A 15667-nucleotide genomic window follows, 5' to 3' on the forward strand; every position below is an offset into this window, starting at 1 on the left:
CAGGGAGCGGGCCGCCGGCGGCGCCCGCCAGGTCGCGACCGGAGTGACATCGCTCTCGACCGGACTCGGGCAGCTCGCCGACGGGGCAGACTCGGCCGCCGCCGGTGCCGCCCAGCTCGCGACCGGAGCGGGATCCGCCGCCGCCGGTGCCGCGCAGCTCGCGACCGGCGCGACCTCGGCCGCCGAGGGCGCCGCGCAGCTCTCGACCGGAGCGTCCTCCGCCGCCGACGGAGCGGACCAGCTCGCCGAGGGCGCGACCGGCGTCTCGGACGGAGCCCTCCAGCTCGCCGACGGCACCCGCACCCTGGCTACGGGCCTCGACGCGGCGGTCGCCCAGCTGCCGACGTACACCGAGTCGGAGTCGCAGAACCTGGCCGACGTGGTCGCGGACCCGGTCGAGAACGCGAGCAGCGAGACCTCGCTGTTCGGCGCCTCCTCCGTGCCGTTCTTCACGACGATCGCCCTCTGGCTCGGCGCCCTGGCGACGTTCCTGGTGCTCGCCGCGTTCTCGCACCGCGCGCTGTCGTCGACCCGCTCCTCCGCCGCGCTCGCACTGTCGTCCTACGCACCCGCGCTCGTGATCGGGCTCGTGCAGGGCCTCGCCGTCGCGATCGTGATGCAGTTCGTCGCCGACCTCGACGGCGGCTCGTTCGTCGGGTTCGCGCTGCTCTCGATGCTCGTCGGCGCGTCCTTCGCCTCCGTGAACCAGGGCCTCGTGGCGCTGCTGGGCGGAGTGGGGCGCTTCCTCGCGATGCTGGCCGCGGTCATCGGACTCGGCGCCGGCATCATCTCGACGGTACCCGGGGTCTTCGAGGACGCCCTCGGGTTCCTGCCGCTGTCGGCCGCGCAGAACGCGCTGTCGGGAGTGGTGGAGAGCACGGGCGGCGTCGGCGGCGCGGTCGTGGGCCTCGTGATCTGGCTGCTGTTCGGCCTGCTGCTGACGGTCGCCGCGATCGCCCGCCGCCGCGTCACCTCGGTGCGCGCGCTGGGGCGGCCCGCGCAGGCGTAGGCCGGGCGGGCTCGTCGTACGATCTGCAGGGGATGCGCGCGGGAACACGCTTCCCTCCGCGTCGAGGGATGCGGATCAGGCCGCATCCCCTGCAGATCGCACGCGGCCCCACTCCGGAAGCGGCACCCTGCTGGGCGGCCCGCGTACGATCTGCAGGCGTTCCGCGCCGGAACGCGCTTCCCTCCGCGTCGAGGGATGCGGATCAGGCCGCATCCCCTGCAGATCGCACCGGCCCGACTCCGGAAGCGGCACCCCGCCGCGCAGCCCGCGTACGATCTGCAGGCGTTCCGCGCCGGAACGCCCTTCCCTCCGCACCAGAGGAGACGGATGAGGCCGCAACCCCTGCAGATTGCACCGGCACCACTCCGGAAGCGGCACCCGGCCGCGCAGCCCGCGTACGATCTGCAGGCGTTCCGCGCCGGAACGCCCTTCCCTCCGCACCAGAGGAGACGGATCAGGCCGCAACCCCTGCAGATCGCACGCGGCCCTGCAGACCGGGCGGAGGCCTGCAGATCGTACCCGGCCCTGCAGACCGGGCGGAGGCCTGCAGATCGTACGCGGCCCTGCAGACCGTGCGGAGGCCTGCAGATCGCGCGAAGGCTCCCGGAGGCGCCTCAGCCCTCCGCGCCGCTCGCGATCTGCTCGTGGTGGTGGATGACCTCCGCGACGATGAAGCCGAGGAACTTCTCCGCGAACGCCGGATCCAGGTGCGACTCCTCGGCGAGCGCCCGGAGTCGTGCGATCTGACGCGCCTCGCGGTCGAGGTCGGCGGGAGGCAGTCCGTGCGCCGCCTTCAGCCGGCCGACCTTCTGCGTGAACTTGAAGCGCTCCGCGAGCAGGTGGATCAGGGCGGCGTCGATGTTGTCGATGCTCTGCCGGATCTGCTCGAGCTCGGCCCGGGCCTCCGACTCCTCGCGCGACGTGTCCTCGGTCATGCCCCGACCCTAACGGACCACCGACGACGACGGCCCCCGCTCCGCCGGGAGCAGGGGCCGTCGCACGAACGCGTCCTCAGGAGACGATCGTCAGCTCCACCGGGATGTTGCCGCGGGTCGCGTTCGAGTACGGGCACAGCGTGTGCGCCTTGTCGGCGACGGCCTGCGCCTGCTCCGGGGTCGCGTTCGGCACGTGGATGTCGAGCTCGACCGCGAGGCCGAACCCGCCGTCGTCGTTCTTGCCGATCGAGACGCTCGCCGAGACGGCGGCGTCGGTCGTGTCGATCTTCAGCTCGCGACCGGCGCCGTGCAGTGCGCCCAGGAAGCAGGCCGAGTACCCGGCCGCGAAGAGCTGCTCGGGGTTGGTGCCGTCCCCGGAGCCGCCGAGCTCCTGGGGCGGGCGGGTGTCGAGGTCGAGGCGGTCGTCCTCGGTGCGGACGTGGCCGTCGCGTCCTCCACCGGAGGCGTGGGCGATAGCGGTGTAGAGAGCTTCCATCCCCCCATCACACCACTCGGCACCCGTGTGCGGGGTGAACGCCGGATGCACGTCCTCCCAGTGCGCGCTGCTCGCCGCCCGAGGATCCGCACCCCACCCGTCCGAGTATCCGCCGACGATGCCGGCGTCGAGGCGTCAACCCCGTGACAGCTCCCGCCCCCACGGTGTGGCCTGGAGGGGCACGACCGGCGAGCGCCGGTCAGAACGGAGCAAGCATGCGCGCACTCACGTGGCAGGGCATCGAGAAGGTCTCGGTCGAGACCGTCCCCGACCCCCGCATCCAGCAGCCCACGGACGCGATCGTCCGGATCACCTCGACCGCGATCTGCGGCTCGGACCTGCACCTGTACCGCCTCCTGGGCCCGTACCTCGACAAGGGCGACATCCTCGGCCACGAGCCGATGGGCGTCGTCGAGGAGGTGGGCGTCGGAGTGACCTCGCTGTCGGTCGGCGACCGCGTCGTCGTCCCCTTCAACATCGCCTGCGGCGAGTGCTTCATGTGCCGCCGAGGACTGCAGTCGCAGTGCGAGACGACGCAGGTCACCGAGTACCAGTCGGGTGCCGCGCTCTTCGGCTACACGAAGATGTACGGCCAGGTCCCCGGCGGACAGGCGGAGTTCCTCCGCGTGCCGCTCGCCGACTACAACACGGTCAAGGTCGGCACCGATCTGCCCGACGACCGCTACCTCTTCCTCAGCGACATCGTGCCCACCGCGTGGCAGGGCGTCGACTACGCGCAGGTCCCGGAGGGAGGCACCCTCGCCGTCTACGGGCTCGGCCCGGTCGGTCAGTTCGCCGCCCGCATCGGCGTGCACAAGGGCTTCCGGGTGCTCGCCATCGACCCGGTCGCCGAGCGCCGCGCCATGGCGGCGCGCCACGGCGTCGAGGTGTTCGACCTCACCGACGACGTGGTCGCCGAGCTGCGCGATCTGACCGAGGGCCGCGGCCCCGACTCCGTCGTCGACGCGGTCGGCATGGAGGCGCACGGCTCGCCCGTCGGCTCGCTCGCGCAGTCGATGGCCGGGCTGCTGCCCGATCCGCTCGCTCGGAAGGCGATGGACACGGTCGGAGTCGACCGGCTCGCGGCGATCCAGGGCGGGCTCGAACTGGTGCGCCGCGGCGGGACCGTGTCGCTCAGCGGCGTGTACGGCGGCGAGGCCGACCCGCTGCCGCTGAAGTCGATGTTCGACAAGCAGGTCACGCTGAAGATGGGCCAGTGCAACGTGAAGCGCTGGATCGACGAGCTGCTGCCGCTGGTCGAGGACCCGAGCGACCCGCTGGGCGTGATGGACCTCGTCACGCACCACGCGCCGCTCGAGGACGCGCCGGGCCTCTACGAGACGTTCCAGAAGAAGGAGGACGGCTGCATCAAGGTCGTCCTGCAGCCGTAGGCCTCGGCGGACGCGGGCCTCGAGACGCGGCTGCTCGACCAGCAAGGGACGGCACCCGCCCACTCCCGCCGCCCCCTCTCCGCTGATCGAGTAGCCCTCGCAGAGGGCGTATCGAGATCCACCGACTCCCGAACCCCGGGCGGACGCGGGTCTCGATACGCCGCTGCGCGGCTACTCGACCAGCAACGGCGACAGCGACCGCCCACTCCCGCCGGGCCGCCCTGGACAGAGGCGGCCCCCCCTGCTGATCGAGTAGCCCTCGTAGAGGGCGTATCGAGATCCACCGGCTACCGAACCCCGGGCGGACGCGGGTCTCGATACGTCGTTGCGCGGCTACTCGACCAGCAAGTGGGGGCCTTAAAGCACGAAGGCGGCGCCCCCGCGAGGGGAGCGCCGCCGACGTGAGCGACTGCCTACTTGAAGACGTCCTTGACGTCCTCGCCGACCTTCTTGGTCGACGCGGCGGTCTGGTCCTTCTGGCCTTCGGCCTTCAGGTCCCTGTCGTTGTTGTGGTCGCCGACGGCTTCCTTCGCCTTTCCGGCGATGTCCTGAGCGGCGTTCTTGATCTTGTCATCGAGCCCCATAGGTGGTGCCTCCTTCACTGATCGTTGAGGACGACGTTAGGCACCGAAGCTCGCGGCCACCTGAACAGGGGGAGGGGGTTGCGTCCCGCCGTCCGGAGGGCCAAGCTCCTCCCCCTGGTCGCGTCAGGTGGCCGGCGTCGCCGTCTCGGATGCCGGAGTGTCCGACGGCGGGTTCGTCGGCGTCTGCGTCGAGCCGTCGTCGGCGCTGGTGGGCACCGCGCTCCCCGACTGGTTCGGCGTCTGCGCGTCCCCCGTGCAGCCGGCCAGCAGGCCGAGCATCAGCGCGGAGGCGCCGAGCGCCCCGGCGATCCGTCGGACGCTCACTTCTTGCTCACCGCGTCCTTCACGGCGCCGGTGACCTTCTCGACGATGTTCGGCTTCGGGTCGGAGCCGTAGAAGCGCGGGTCCGGCTGGGTGGCCGGCGGCATCGAAGCGCTGGTCGTGGGCCCGTCGTGGTAGCTGAACTCGCCCTTGCCGTCGGGCGTCGGGCCCGAGGCCCAGGTGCCCTCCGCGGCGGCCTTGCCGTCCGAGAAGTTGAGGTACTGGTACGAGACCGACCGCTCCTCGTTCGCGAGCGGGAAGTTCGAGGGCACCGGCAGGTCCTCCTTGCCCTCGGCGCGCAGCTCCGCGGCGGCCGCCATCCACTGGTTCTGGTGCATGGTGTCGCGGGCCAGGAGGAACGACATCAGGTCGCGCACGCCGTGGTCGTCGGTCATGTGGTACAGCCGCGCCACCTGGAGGCGGCCCTGCATCTCGGCGTTCGCATTGGCGGTGAAGTCGGCGAGCAGGTTGCCGCTCGCGGTGATGTACGAGCCCTGCCACGGGTTGCCCATGCTGTCGACCGGGCGGGCGCCGGCGCCGGCGACGATCGCGTGCTGGATGTCGGTGCCTCCGATGACCGCTGCGAGCACGGGATCCTTCTTCATCGCGTCCTCGGACTGCTCGATCGGCGCCTTCTCGAGCAGCTGCGCGATCATCACGGCGATCATCTCGACGTGGCCGAACTCCTCCGCCCCGATGCCGAACAGGAGGTCGCGGTACTTGCCGGGCTCGTGGGAATTCCATGCCTGGAAGCCGTACTGCATGGCGACGGAGATCTCTCCGTACTGCCCGCCGAGCACCTCCTGGAACCTCCTCGCGAAGACCGCGTCGGGCTTCGAGGGCGACGACGTGAACTGCAATTCCTGCTTGTGGAAGAACATGCTGGTGGTTCCCTTTCCTCACAGATTCGGGCGGGTGCGACCCCGTGTCCTCTCGACCGTAGGCAGCCCTGTTCGCGGGCCAGAAGGGGCTTGACTGGTCCGCTCGGCCGGACAGGACAGGCAGGTTCCACAGGCGTTTCACGGCCTCGTCGCAGTCTGTTCCGAGGGGGCGCAGGTCGGCGTCGACATCGGCGTCCCGCCGCGGGCGGGGGCGCGATGGTAGCCCCGTTCGAGCCTCGAGCGCTACGCCCTTTCCGCTGCTCCCGCCCCCTGCCCAGACTGGCCACTGCCGCACGAACCGGTCCCACCCGATCGGCGAGGGCGGCGCACCCACCATCCCCCGACTCGATCCTGGAAGGGACTGACGATGTCCACCATCGATCCCGATTCACCTCCGTTCGGCAACGGCGCGGCCAACTACGGCGCGACCGAGGCGAGCTACGACACCACGACGACCACCGGGACCACCAGCGGCTCCGGAACCTCCGGGGCGGTCGACACCGCCAAGCAGGCCGCGGGCACCGCGAAGGAGCAGGCCGGCTCCGTCGCCGGCGACGCGAAGCAGGCTGCCGGAGACGTCCTCTCCACGGGCAAGGACGAGGCGGCCAACGTCGCCCACGAGGCGAAGGTCCAGGTCAAGGACCTGCTCGACCAGAGCCGCGGCCAGCTGACCGAGCAGGCGCACGCCCAGAAGGACAACGCCGCCAAGGGCGTCCGCGCCTTCAGCCAGGACCTCACGTCGCTCGCCAACGGCGAGGGCGGGAGCAACGCCGCCACGAACCTCGTCTCGCAGCTCGCCGACCGCGCCCAGGGCGTCGCGTCCTGGCTCGAGGACCGCGAGCCCGCCGAGCTGCTGGAGGACGTCAAGTCCTTCGCGCGCCGCCGTCCGGGAGCCTTCATCCTCATCGCCGCGGCCACCGGCCTCGTCGGAGGTCGCCTGATCCGCGCCCTCACCTCCGAGGCCAAGGACGAGAAGGAGGCCGCCGCCTCCACGTCCGGCCCCGAGTTCGCCGCCCCGAGCGCGTCGACCCTCGACACCGCCTACCCGGGCAGCACCTACACCGGCACCACCGGTGGCAGCTCCCTCGAGCGCGACCACCTGCCGACCGAGCCGATCGCCGACCCGCTCAGCGTGCCGCCGACATCGACCGGCGGCACCTACTCGAGCGGTGACACCTTCCCGGGCGGAGGCCGGCTGTGAGCGATCCGACCGGAGCGCATCGCGCCGGGTTCGGCGAGCCGACCCCTGACGAACGCGCCGCCACCACGTCGCTGGGCGATCTGCTCGGCGAGGTCTCCCGCGATCTCTCCACCCTGATCCGTCAGGAGATGGCCCTCGCCAAGGCCGAGATCAAGGAATCCGCCGGCAAGGCGGGCAAGGGAGCCGGCCTCCTCGGCGGCGCCGGGTACGCCGGCGCCATGGCCGTGCTGTTCCTCTCGATCGCCCTCTGGTGGGGCCTGGGCCACCTGATCGACAACGGCTGGTCCGCCGTCGTCGTCGCGGTGATCTGGGGCATCATCGCCGCGGTCCTCTACTCCATCGGGCGAAAGAGCCTGAAGCAGGTGGAGGGCGCTCCCGAGACGGTCGACTCCCTCAAGAAGATTCCCGAATCACTCAAGCCGAACGGGGCAGGACGATGACGTACGACGCAGCACAGAACAAGACCGCGGACGAGATCCGCGCCGACATCGAGCGCACCCGCGGGGAGCTGGGCACGGATGTGGACGCGCTGGCCGAGAAGGTCAGCCCCCACGCCATCGCGCAGCGCCAGACCGACAAGGTGAAGAACGCCGTGGGCTCGGTCCGCGACCGGGTCATGGGCAGCGTCCACGACGCGACCGACTCCGTCTCGGGCGCGGGCGACTCCGTGAAGGGCGCCGCCGGCTCGGTCAAGGGGAAGGCCGAGGGCAACCCGCTCGCGGTCGGCCTGATCGCGCTCGGCGCGGGCCTGCTCGTCGCCTCCCTCATCCCGGCGTCCAGCGCCGAGAAGCAGGCGGCCTCGAAGGTCAAGGAGTCGGCTCAGCCGGTCGTCGACAAGGTGACCGACGCCGCGAAGGAGGCCGCGAGCGAGCTCCAGGAGCCCGCCAAGCAGGCCTTCGCCTCCGTCAAGGAGACCGCGACCGACGCCGCCGCGAACGTCAAGGACGCCGGCACGTCCGCGACCGAGGACGTCAAGGACTCGGCCCGCGAAGCCAAGCACGCAGTGCAGGAGAACGGACAGGCCTAGCCTCTCCCTCTCACGCCGGAAGGGCGGCGGATCCGCGGATCCGCCGCCCTTCCGTGTTCCCTCAGCCTCGCAGCGGCGGGGATCCCGCCTTCGTCGACCGGTCCGCGAGCCCGGACAGCAGCTCGCGGAACGCGTCCTCGGCCGTGCGCGTCGGCTCCCACCCGAGCACCTCGCGCGCCCGCTCCGTCGACATCACCGGCACGTTCGTCGCGATGTCGATCCATCCCGCGTCCGTCCGCTGGATCCGGAGGTGCCACGTGGCGGTGACGAGCGAGCGGATCAGGCCGGTCGGCGCCGGGATCCAGCGCGCGCCGACGAGGTCCGCGATCCGCTGGGGCGTGAGCACCGACTCCGCCGCGATGTTGAACGCCCCGCCTGCGCGGCGGTCGATCGCCCGCCAGAAGGCGTCGGCGACGTCGTCCGCGTGCACGGCCTGGAAGATCATCGTGCGCGGCAACGGCAGCACCGGTGGCCGGATCGCTCCGAGCCATCGCGTCGGGTAACGGGGCCCCGCGAAGAGCCCGGCGATCTCGGTCGCCGCAGCCTTCTGGAACACGATCCCCGGCCGCAGCCGCGTGACGACGATCTCCGGATGCGCGGCCTCGAACACGTCCAGCGCACGCTCGTTCGCGGCCTTGTGCATGCTGTACGTCGACGTGTGCAGACCCCCGGTGGGCCAGCTCTCGTCGACCCGCTCCGACTTCGGCGCCGCACTGTACGCGCCGACGGAGGAGGCGATCAGCACCTGGCCGACCCCGCTGTCGGCGGCCGCCTCGAGCACCTTCGCGGTGCCTCCCACGTCGACGAGCCGCTGGAACGCCGGATCGTGACTCGGCTGGATCGCCCAGGCGAGGTGCACCACCGCGTCGACACCCGCGAACGCCTCGCGCAGCTGCCGCGGCGCCGCGCTCGACGCCACGTCGATCTCCTTCCACGTCGCTCCCCGGTACTCGGAGGAGTCGGGCCGGGGCGCTCTCCGCGCGATCCCCACGACCTCCGCCGCCTCCTCCCCCTCGAGGCGCCGCAGCAGCGCCGTGCCCAGATTGCCCGTCGCTCCGACGATCGCGATCCGCATGTCGATGTCCTCCCCCGGCCGGCAGGCGCCGCCGTGCTCCGAGGCTAGGCAGTGCTCCTGGGGCGCCGCGGTGGCTTGACAGAGGACGGCGGGCAGTCTGCGGGGTCGCCTCGCCGGCGGGACGGACGCCGAGCAGGGCGACCAGCGGCGGCGACCAGCGGCGCGCCCGGTCCAGCGTGGAGCGGCAGCACCGAGTCACGGCTCGGCCGGCTGAGGACGGAGGCATGTGCGCTCGTGCCGCGCACGTCCGCGCCGATCAGCTCGGCGTGACCGCGGCGCTCGCCTCGCCCGGTCGGGCGGGCGGGGTGGTCCTCTCCCTCGCTCACCGGCGCGCCCTCGCCCGGCCGGCTGCTCCGTCCGCTCAGAACGTCCGAGCGGCGACGTCCGCGCGGTGGGACGCGGCGATCAGGTCCCGGAGCCGGTCCGCCGGCACGGGCGCGCCCCGGTCCGCCAGGTAGTCCTTCGCGAAGCCCTCGGGGTCGGCGGCGTAGAGGCGCGTGTAAGCGCCGGACTCGGGCTCGGTGCGCCACGACTCGGCCAGCGTCCCCGCGTCGACCGGCTCGAAGCCGAGGTCGTCGACCAGCGCCGAGACGGCTGCCTTGCCCTGGTCGTCGTCGCCGAAGACAGCCAGGGCCGTGCGGGGCGACGAGCCGGCGAGGGTGGGGATGTGGTGAGCGACGATGTTGTTGAACGCCTTGCTGATGACCGCGCCGGGCAGGAGCTCCTGCTCGAGCTCGGCGGTCGTCAGTTCGAGTGCGTCGAGGCGGTCGATGCGTCCGTCGCGGTGGGGGTAGTAGTTGCCGGTGGAGAGCACGGTCCTCCCGGCGAGGGCGCCCTCGGGGAGCGCCTCGTAGGCAGCCAGCGGCACGGCGAGGACCGTGATGTCGCCGAACTCCGCGGCCTCGAGCGCGTCGCCGGCCCGGGCCTGCGGACCCAGCTCGTCGATCAGGTCGCGGAGCGACTCCGGTCCGCGCGAGTTCGCGATGAGCACCTCGTGGCCGGCAGCGACCGTCAGGCGGGCGATCCCGCTTCCGATGTCTCCGCTGCCGATGATGCCGATGCGCTTCATGTCCGTCTCCTTCGTGTGGTGGTCGTGGTGGTCGTGTCGTGGTCGTGGTCGTGGTGCTGGTCGGCGCACTGGACCGCGCCGCAGGGGCGGGTCGCAGGACCCGTCGCCCTCAGGAGAGGCGAGGGTCGAGGCCGTACTGGTGAGGAGCACCGAGGTGGTCGCGGAGCGTGGTGCCCTCGTACTCGTGGTGGAAGAGGCCGCGATCCTGCAGGACGGGGACGACCTGGTCGACGAAGGCGTCGATCCCGTCCTCGTAGACGTCGACCGAGACCCAGAAGCCGTCGACGGCGCCCGCTTCGTACCACTCCTGCAGGTGGTCGGCGATGTCCGCCGCCGATCCGACCGGGGTCGGGTGGTAGTCGATGACGCCGTGGGCGAGGATCTCGCGCACGGTCCAGCCCTCCCGGGCGACCTCGAGAGCGCGTCCCGCGCGGGGGTCGCCGGGGCTGGGGCGCGCTGCGGCGAGCTCGGCGGCGGTGAGGGGCGTGGCGAGTCGCTCCTCGCTCAGGCGCAGGTTCAGCATGAGGCCGAGGTAGGGCACGCGCTGCGGGAGGGTGTCCCGCCCGAGGAGGAGGCGCCGGTCGAGGGCGTCGCGGCGGTCGCGTCCGAGGGCGGGCATCACTCCGGCGAAGAACTTCACCTCGTCGGGGTCGCGCCCGGCTTCGGCGGCGGCCCGGCGCAGCATCGTGCGCTGCGCCCGGGCGTCGTCGATGCTGAAGGTGGCGCCGATGACTCCGTTGGCGTAGCGCCCTGCGACGGCTGCCCCGTTGCCGCCGCCGCCGGCCTGGAAGATCACCGGCTGCCCCTGCTCCGAAGGGGGGATCGCCAGGGGTCCGCGGGAGGCGACGTGGCGCCCCGCCATGTTCACGGCGCGCACCTTCGACGCATCGGCGAAGCGTCCGGTCTCGGCGTCCTTGATCCAGGCGTCCTCTCCCCAGCTGCCCCAGAGCCCCTGCATGATCTGCACCATCTCGTGCAGACGCTCGTACTTCTCCTGGCGCTCCAGCGCCGCCCTGCCGAAGTTGCCCGCGGCCAGATCTCCGCTGGAGGGCACCGCGTTCCAGCCGACGCGGCCGTGACTCATCACGTCGAGCGTCTTCAGCTGCCGGGCGAGGGAGTAGGCGTCGTTGTAGGTGGACGACGCCGTCATCACCAGACCGATGCGGCTGGTCGCCCGGGCGACGGCGGCGAGCGTGAGGATCGGCTCCATCGAGAACTTCGGCGGGTGGTGCTCGATGTCGTCGTCGAGCCCGAGTCCGTCCGGGAGGAAGAGGAAATCGATCAGGCCGCGCTCGGCGGCTCGAGCGTGGCGCGCCATCGCATCGAAGTCGGTGTACCCGGCGGGGTCGACCCCGGGCATCCGCCAGGAGTCCGGCTGCGAGCCGTAGCCGTTGCCGAACTGGAGGCCGAGGAGCATGCCGGTGCGGGCGGAGGAGGACGAGCTGGTCATGGCTCCATCGTGCAACGTTCTCACTAATGGCAATGTCAAGGGCCCGGTCGCCGATTCCGAGCACGGCGACGGGACGCCGAGGGGGCGACGACCACGGGTCCGCGTGCCCCGCCCCCGGCCGCGGCAGGCGGATGCTCGGAGTCAGCTCGCGCGCGCCGTCTTCGCCTGCAGCGCGACGTCCAGAGCGTCGATGTACCGCGAGAGGGAGTCGCGGTTCTGAAGCAGGAAGTCGATCTTCTGCGTCATCCGGTCCCGCTCCTCCGTGAGCAGGTCGAGGAGTCCGGGCTCGGGATCGCGCACGACGATCGTCTGCGGCTGATCGAGGCACGGGAGGATGTCGATGATGATGCGAGAGGGGATGCCGGTGTCGACGAGACCCCGGATCTTGTTCACCCGGTCCACCAGGTGGTCCCCGTAGTCGCGGTATCCGTTCTCGAGGCGCTGAGGCGAGATGAGCCCCTGCTCCTCGTAGTAGCGGAGCATGCGCGCCGGCACCCCCGTCTTCTTCGCCAGCTCCCCGATCCGCATGATGACTCCCGTCCTCTCGACCCGACCTTCACACTAATGGAAGTGTTCCGCACCGAGGGCGGGCCCACTCGGACGGCGGACGCCCTGACACTCCCTCCATCGAAGGCGGGGTCTCCGCAGTCCCTCACCGGGAGGGGACGTCCTCGGGCAGGGGCTCCCGGCGACTCCGCCCGATGAACAGCGTGCCGAGGATCGCCGCGACGGCGATGACACCGGCCGTCACGAGGGCGCCCTGTCCCGCGGAGACGGTCTCGGCGATGGTCAGCCGCGCCGGGTCCGCAGCGTTCGAGCCGATCGTGTAGGCGGAGACCAGGACGGCGCCGCCCGCCGCGCCCGCGAGCTGCTGCACCGTCGTGAAGGCGGCACTCCCGTGCGGGTACAGCTCCGGGCGGAGGGCCCCCAGCGCCAGCGTCGTCGCCGGACCCCACATCATCGCCTGGGCCGCCATCATCACGAGGTACCCGGTCAGGTACGTCCAGACGCTGTCGGCATCGGACAGGGTGCTGAGGAACCAGATGCTCGCCGCCCAGATCACCGATCCGGGGATCAGGAGGGGCAGGGGGCCGAACCGGTCGTAGACGCGGCCACCGAGCGCGGACACGGCCGAGATGACGATGCCGCCGGGAAGCAGGAACAGGCCGACCGACAGCGCGCTCAGCCCCAGAGCTCCTGTCAGGACGAACGGGAGGACGAGGGCGACACCGAAGCCGTTCATCGCGACGAACAGCATGATCACCAGGGCGACGACGAACGTCCTGCTCCGGAAGATGCGCAGGTCCAGAAGCGCGTTCCCCCGTCGACGGAGCGACACCTGACGCAGGACGAACGCCCCCACGCCCACCACCCCGATCAGGGCAGGGACGAGAGGAGGCAGAGGCGCGTGGCCGGAGGCGGACTCCCCGATCAGGGAGAGACCGAGCACGAGCCCCCCGAAGCCGAGGGCGGACAGGACCAGGGACAGCAGATCGAGGGATGCCCGTTCGGGTGCGGTGATGTTCGTCAGCTTCATCGCTCCGGCGAGGAGCGCGATCACCGCGAGCGGCAGCACGAGGAGGAAGAGCCAGCGCCAGGGCAGGTAGGTCAGCACCAGGCCCGAGACGGCGGGGCCCACCGCGGGTGCGAGGGCCGGGACCGCCGTGACGATCGCCATGATCCGGCCTCGCCGCGACTCCGGGACGAGCCGGATGGCCGTCGTCATCAGCAGCGGCACGAAGACAGCCGTCCCCGCCGCCTGCACGAGACGTCCGACGAGGAGCACCTCGAAGCCCGGAGCCGCCGCCGCGAGGGCCGTGCCGACGATGAACACCGACAGCGCGGTGAGGAAGATCGTGCGCAGGTGGAAGCGACGCATGATGAAGCCGGTCGCCGGAACCAGGACCGCCAGGGTCAGCAGATAGCCCGTCGTCAGCCACTGCCCGGCGGACGGGCTGACGCCGAGGTCGACGATGAGGGTCGGCAGGGCCACGCCGAGGAGCATCTCGTTGAGGAGCACGAGGAACGTGGACGCCATCAGCAGACCGATGACGAGCCCGTCGCCCTTGCGGAGTCGATCGGACTGCGGAGGGTGCGCGAGCACACGGGGGGAAGTGGTCATGGATCCATGCTCAACGTTGACATTAGTGCGAATGTCAAGCGCGAGCTCTCTAGCCCACCCCACCGCCCTCGCGCATCCCCGCGCGCCGCACCCCGCGGCTGCCTAGCCTGGAGCCATGCCCCGCCGAGTCTCCGCCGTCCATCACGAGGTCGACGGCGTGCAGCTGCGCTCGTACGCCGTCGGCCCGCTCGATTCGCCGCGCACCTTCGTGCTCCTCCACGGCATCGGGATGTCGCACCGCACGTTCTCGCGCCTGGTCGCCCCGCTGCGGCGGCACGGCCGAGTGGTCGGCGTCGACCTCGCCGGCTTCGGAGCCAACCGTCCACCGCGGCGCCGCGTCGGCATCGCCGACCACGCCCGGTTCGTCGCCCGGGTGCTGGAGGATCGCGGCGTCACCCGCGCGATCGCCGTCGGGCACTCCATGGGCACCCAGGTCGCCGTCGAGCTCGCGGCCCTCGCTCCCGACGTCGTCGAGGGCGTCGTCCTGATCGGACCGGTGGTCGATCCCGAGCGCCCCGGAGCCGTCCGGCAGGGCCTCGCGCTCGCCCGCGACTGCCTCGGCGAGCCGATCGGAGTGGACGCGCTGGTCCTCGGCGACTACCTCCGCGGAGGCATCGGCTGGTACCTCCGCCAGCTCCCCGAGATGCTGCACCACCCGATCGTCGCCCGCGCCGCGGTGCTCGCTCAGCCCGTCCTGATCGTCCGCGGTCACGACGACCCGATCGGCACGCGCGACTGGTGCGCACGGCTCGCCGCCGCCTGCTCCGACGCCCGGGTGATCGAACTCGGCCGCTCCCGCCACGTGGTCCCGCGCACGGAGCCCGAGGAGCTCGCCCGCGAGCTCGGGCGCTTCGCTGCCTCGATCGGCACGCCCCCCGCGGCCGCCGAGGCCTCCCTCGAGACGACCGCCGACGCGCCCGTCGAGGCCGCACGGTGAACCGGATCGTCCGCGACGGCCTCTGGTGGATCCAGGACTACGCCTACGCCGTCGCCTGGCAGGTCCGCGGGTTCCTGTCGCGCCGCGCCCCCGACGACTACCTCGACGGCGACCGCCGGCCCGTGCTCGTGCTGCCCGGCATCTGGGAGACGTGGTCCTTCCTCCGCCCGATCATCGATCCGCTGCACCGGCGCGGGCACCCGCTGCACGTGCTCGACGACCTCGGCCGCAACGGCCGCCCTGTCGCGCGCACCGCGGAGGACGTCGCCGCCTACCTCGAGCGGCACGACCTCCGCGACGTCGTCGTCGTCGCCCACAGCAAGGGCGGGCTGATCGGCAAGTACGTGATGACCGAGCTCGACCCCGACGGCCGCGTCGACCGCATGGTCGCCGTGTCGACCCCCTTCGGCGGCTCGCGCTACGCGCCCTACCTCGTGCTGAAGAGCCTCCGCTCGTTCTCGCCGCGCGACGCCACGACCCTGCTGCTCGCGAGCCGGGCCGGGGCGAACGCCCGCATCACCTCGGTCTTCGGCGTCTTCGACCCGCACATCCCCGAGGGCAGCATGCTCGAGGGCGCGGTCAACGTGCGCATCGAGACCGGCGGCCACTTCAGGATCCTCGGGAACCCCGAGACCCTCGCCGCCGTGATCACCGCGGTGTCGGCGGACTGAGCTCAGCCCTCGGCCGGCGGTGTGATGACGACGGCGTCGGCCGGGCAGTCGATCTCGACGGCCGCGAAATCGCCCTCGACGGCGCCCGTCGACGCGAAGGGGACCTGGAAGCAGAAGGCCTCGGGCACGTCGTCGGCCTCGGGGTACTCCGACGCGTCGACCGGCGTGCGGAACGACAGCGAGCCGAACGGCTCCTCCGCGCTGGGCGCCTCGTACGACTCGATGCCGATCAGCTCGACCCCCTCGACGGGGGCGGCGTCGGCCGCTCGGGCGAAGTCGAAGGCGTCGTCCTGGGGCCCGGTGAGCGCGGCGGTCAGGCTCCGCAGCCGCTCGCGGGCGTCGTCCCGGGCGCCGAGCAGCGACGCGCTGTCGGTCCGCTCCGGAGCGGCGGGGGCGGGGTCCGTGCAGCCGGCGAGCGCCAGGGCGCCCAGGAGGGTCGTCGCCGCCAGGGCCGTCCGCATCCGAGTCACGAGAACGACCCTAGGGCCTGGTGGACAG

The 15667-nt window shown here is 72.0% G+C and carries 18 protein-coding genes; 7 read left to right on the plus strand and 11 right to left on the minus strand.

Annotated features, from left to right (window positions below):
* Positions 1-1009: ABC-2 transporter permease (locus NB037_RS10650; RefSeq protein ID WP_504972022.1), on the plus strand; the 1009-nt coding region annotated here is incomplete at its 5' end.
* A gap of 614 nt (positions 1010-1623) precedes the next feature.
* Here NB037_RS10650 and NB037_RS10655 read toward each other — a convergent pair.
* Both NB037_RS10655 and NB037_RS10660 read right to left on the minus strand, forming a co-directional pair.
* Positions 1624-1944 (minus strand): chorismate mutase, encoded by a 321-nt coding sequence (locus NB037_RS10655; RefSeq protein ID WP_251945630.1) that lies wholly within the window; start codon positions 1942-1944, stop codon positions 1624-1626.
* A gap of 76 nt (positions 1945-2020) precedes the next feature.
* On the minus strand, positions 2021-2440 hold the full coding sequence (locus NB037_RS10660) for an organic hydroperoxide resistance protein (protein WP_251945631.1): 420 nt from the start codon (positions 2438-2440) through the stop codon (positions 2021-2023).
* A gap of 215 nt (positions 2441-2655) precedes the next feature.
* Between NB037_RS10660 and NB037_RS10665 the strand changes: the two genes are divergently transcribed.
* On the plus strand, positions 2656-3831 hold the full coding sequence (locus tag NB037_RS10665) for an alcohol dehydrogenase catalytic domain-containing protein (protein WP_251945632.1): 1176 nt from the start codon (positions 2656-2658) through the stop codon (positions 3829-3831).
* Positions 3832-4244: 413 nt separating this feature from the next.
* Here the strand turns inward: NB037_RS10665 and NB037_RS10670 are convergent, their stop codons facing one another.
* The 3 genes from NB037_RS10670 to NB037_RS10680 all read right to left on the minus strand — a co-directional run bounded on the left by NB037_RS10670 (position 4245) and on the right by NB037_RS10680 (position 5617).
* A complete protein-coding gene (locus tag NB037_RS10670) occupies positions 4245-4415 on the minus strand; it encodes a CsbD family protein (protein WP_077222734.1) in 171 nt (56 codons plus the stop codon).
* A 123-nt stretch (positions 4416-4538) separates the two neighbouring features.
* Positions 4539-4739 (minus strand): hypothetical protein, encoded by a 201-nt coding sequence (locus tag NB037_RS10675; protein ID WP_251945633.1) that lies wholly within the window; start codon positions 4737-4739, stop codon positions 4539-4541.
* Complete coding sequence (locus NB037_RS10680; RefSeq protein WP_251945634.1) at positions 4736-5617, minus strand: manganese catalase; 882 nt, start codon at positions 5615-5617, stop codon at positions 4736-4738. The genes NB037_RS10675 and NB037_RS10680 overlap by 4 nt, the downstream gene beginning before the upstream one ends.
* Positions 5618-5984: 367 nt before the next feature.
* Here NB037_RS10680 and NB037_RS10685 point away from each other — a divergent pair, with 367 nt between their 5' ends.
* From NB037_RS10685 to NB037_RS10695, 3 genes are read left to right on the plus strand one after another with little or no spacing between them, the layout of a single operon-like run.
* On the plus strand, positions 5985-6818 hold the full coding sequence (locus tag NB037_RS10685; protein ID WP_251945635.1) for a hypothetical protein: 834 nt from the start codon (positions 5985-5987) through the stop codon (positions 6816-6818).
* Entirely contained in the window at positions 6815-7258 is a 444-nt protein-coding gene (locus NB037_RS10690) for a phage holin family protein (RefSeq protein WP_207403404.1), read from the plus strand. The genes NB037_RS10685 and NB037_RS10690 overlap by 4 nt, the downstream gene beginning before the upstream one ends.
* Positions 7255-7845: a DUF3618 domain-containing protein gene (locus tag NB037_RS10695; protein WP_251945636.1), complete on the plus strand. Its 591-nt coding sequence runs from the start codon at positions 7255-7257 to the stop codon at positions 7843-7845. Before NB037_RS10690 ends, NB037_RS10695 begins: the two co-directional genes overlap by 4 nt.
* A gap of 61 nt (positions 7846-7906) precedes the next feature.
* On the opposite strand, the gene NB037_RS10700 is transcribed toward NB037_RS10695, so the two are convergent.
* From NB037_RS10700 to NB037_RS10720, 5 genes are all read right to left on the minus strand, one after another.
* Positions 7907-8920 (minus strand): NAD-dependent epimerase/dehydratase family protein, encoded by a 1014-nt coding sequence (locus tag NB037_RS10700; RefSeq protein ID WP_251945637.1) that lies wholly within the window; start codon positions 8918-8920, stop codon positions 7907-7909.
* A 361-nt stretch (positions 8921-9281) separates the two neighbouring features.
* Entirely contained in the window at positions 9282-9989 is a 708-nt protein-coding gene (locus NB037_RS10705) for an NADPH-dependent F420 reductase (RefSeq protein ID WP_251945638.1), read from the minus strand.
* Between the two features lie 109 nt (positions 9990-10098).
* Positions 10099-11439 (minus strand): NtaA/DmoA family FMN-dependent monooxygenase, encoded by a 1341-nt coding sequence (locus NB037_RS10710; RefSeq protein WP_251945639.1) that lies wholly within the window; start codon positions 11437-11439, stop codon positions 10099-10101.
* Positions 11440-11580: 141 nt separating this feature from the next.
* Entirely contained in the window at positions 11581-11967 is a 387-nt protein-coding gene (locus NB037_RS10715) for a MerR family transcriptional regulator (RefSeq protein WP_251945640.1), read from the minus strand.
* A 124-nt stretch (positions 11968-12091) separates the two neighbouring features.
* The gene (locus NB037_RS10720) at positions 12092-13561 is read right to left on the minus strand and encodes a DHA2 family efflux MFS transporter permease subunit (protein WP_251945641.1); all 1470 of its coding nucleotides are present in this window, start codon (positions 13559-13561) and stop codon (positions 12092-12094) included.
* A 115-nt stretch (positions 13562-13676) separates the two neighbouring features.
* Here NB037_RS10720 and NB037_RS10725 point away from each other — a divergent pair, with 115 nt between their 5' ends.
* Both NB037_RS10725 and NB037_RS10730 read left to right on the plus strand, forming a co-directional pair.
* Positions 13677-14498: an alpha/beta fold hydrolase gene (locus tag NB037_RS10725; RefSeq protein ID WP_251945642.1), complete on the plus strand. Its 822-nt coding sequence runs from the start codon at positions 13677-13679 to the stop codon at positions 14496-14498.
* Positions 14495-15169 (plus strand): esterase/lipase family protein, encoded by a 675-nt coding sequence (locus NB037_RS10730; RefSeq protein ID WP_251945643.1) that lies wholly within the window; start codon positions 14495-14497, stop codon positions 15167-15169. The genes NB037_RS10725 and NB037_RS10730 overlap by 4 nt, the downstream gene beginning before the upstream one ends.
* Before the next feature lie 2 nt (positions 15170-15171).
* Here NB037_RS10730 and NB037_RS10735 read toward each other — a convergent pair whose 3' ends face one another.
* Entirely contained in the window at positions 15172-15639 is a 468-nt protein-coding gene (locus NB037_RS10735; RefSeq protein WP_251945644.1) for a hypothetical protein, read from the minus strand.
* Between the last annotated feature and the right edge of the window lie 28 nt (positions 15640-15667).

The organism is Rathayibacter rubneri (assembly GCF_023743255.1).
Taxonomy (GTDB): domain Bacteria; phylum Actinomycetota; class Actinomycetes; order Actinomycetales; family Microbacteriaceae; genus Rathayibacter; species Rathayibacter rubneri.

Bases quoted from the DNA above. Each gene is read 5' to 3' on its own strand.
- NB037_RS10670 (WP_077222734.1), bottom strand. From the start codon at position 4,415: ATGGGGCTCGATGACAAGATCAAGAACGCCGCTCAGGACATCGCCGGA.
- NB037_RS10705 (WP_251945638.1), bottom strand. From the start codon at position 9,989: ATGAAGCGCATCGGCATCATCGGCAGCGGAGACATCGGAAGCGGGATC.
- NB037_RS10695 (WP_251945636.1), top strand. From the start codon at position 7,255: ATGACGTACGACGCAGCACAGAACAAGACCGCGGACGAGATCCGCGCC.
- NB037_RS10680 (WP_251945634.1), bottom strand. From the start codon at position 5,617: ATGTTCTTCCACAAGCAGGAATTGCAGTTCACGTCGTCGCCCTCGAAG.
- NB037_RS10710 (WP_251945639.1), bottom strand. From the start codon at position 11,439: ATGACCAGCTCGTCCTCCTCCGCCCGCACCGGCATGCTCCTCGGCCTC.
- NB037_RS10685 (WP_251945635.1), top strand. From the start codon at position 5,985: ATGTCCACCATCGATCCCGATTCACCTCCGTTCGGCAACGGCGCGGCC.
- NB037_RS10720 (WP_251945641.1), bottom strand. From the start codon at position 13,561: ATGACCACTTCCCCCCGTGTGCTCGCGCACCCTCCGCAGTCCGATCGA.
- NB037_RS10725 (WP_251945642.1), top strand. From the start codon at position 13,677: ATGCCCCGCCGAGTCTCCGCCGTCCATCACGAGGTCGACGGCGTGCAG.
- NB037_RS10715 (WP_251945640.1), bottom strand. From the start codon at position 11,967: ATGCGGATCGGGGAGCTGGCGAAGAAGACGGGGGTGCCGGCGCGCATG.
- NB037_RS10700 (WP_251945637.1), bottom strand. From the start codon at position 8,920: ATGCGGATCGCGATCGTCGGAGCGACGGGCAATCTGGGCACGGCGCTG.
- NB037_RS10665 (WP_251945632.1), top strand. From the start codon at position 2,656: ATGCGCGCACTCACGTGGCAGGGCATCGAGAAGGTCTCGGTCGAGACC.
- NB037_RS10655 (WP_251945630.1), bottom strand. From the start codon at position 1,944: ATGACCGAGGACACGTCGCGCGAGGAGTCGGAGGCCCGGGCCGAGCTC.
- NB037_RS10660 (WP_251945631.1), bottom strand. From the start codon at position 2,440: ATGGAAGCTCTCTACACCGCTATCGCCCACGCCTCCGGTGGAGGACGC.